The organism is Sphingopyxis sp. A083, assembly GCF_001468495.1.
GTDB lineage: Bacteria > Pseudomonadota > Alphaproteobacteria > Sphingomonadales > Sphingomonadaceae > Sphingopyxis > Sphingopyxis terrae.
In genome coordinates this window covers 1-853 of the sequence record NZ_LNSK01000023.1, presented here as the reverse complement: position 1 = coordinate 853, position 853 = coordinate 1, and the positions used below count along the sequence as shown (strand labels likewise).

Genomic DNA, 853 nt, shown 5'->3' with positions numbered 1-853 from the left:
TAGGTCGTGTTGACAAAAGACTTCAGCCATAGGCGCGAGGCGGCGAGGTTGAGGAAGCTCTCGAACGAGAGAAGTGTCTTGTCGTATCGGGTGGCGATCCGTCGTTGCTGTTTGAGCTTGCCGAACATTCGCTCGACGCGGTTGCGGTCCCGGTAGCGTCGATAGTCGGGATGCTCTGGCACCTTGCGGTTCGAGCGGGGCGGGATGATCGGCAGGATGCCCCGGACGAGCAGGCTGTCGCGGAAGCGATTACCATCATAGCCCTTGTCCGCGAGCAGCGCCTTGGGTGTGGCGACGGGGATCGCCATCAGCGGTTCGGCGGCCGTGTAATCAGAGGCCTCGCCGCCGGTCAGGATGAAGCCGACAGGCAGTCCTTGATTGTCGCAGCGGGCGTGGATCTTGCTCGTAAAGCCGCCGCGTGATCGACCAAGAGCGTTCGCACAAGCCCCCCTTTTCCGCCCGCTGCCGAGACGTGGCCGCGAACGCTGGTGCTGTCGATCATGTGTTGCCAGTCGTCGGTTAGACCCAGATCGACCAGCGTTTGCAGCAAGGCATCCCAGACACCCTGTTCGGCCCAGCGGCGGAAGCGCACATAGACCGAGTTCCATTTGCCGTACCGCTCGTGCATGTCGCGCCAGGGGCAGCCGACCCGCAGCACGTGAAGCATTCCATTGAGGAAGAGCCGGTTATCGCCCGCGGGCCGCGCCCAACGGCCGCGCTCAGGCGGCAGCAGTGGCCCGATCAGTTCCCACTCCGCATCCGACAAATCCCCGCGACCCATGACTGCTCCTCAAAAAGCAGTCTTGAATCAGAAGGAGGCGGGCTTGGGAATCCCTTTTGTCAACACGGCCTA

At 62.7% G+C, this 853-nt stretch carries 1 pseudogene; it reads right to left on the bottom strand.

Annotation, left to right across the window (positions count from 1 at the left end):
* Positions 1-781: pseudogene (locus tag ATE59_RS17950) on the bottom strand (IS5 family transposase); the annotation flags it as partial.
* Between the last annotated feature and the right edge of the window lie 72 nt (positions 782-853).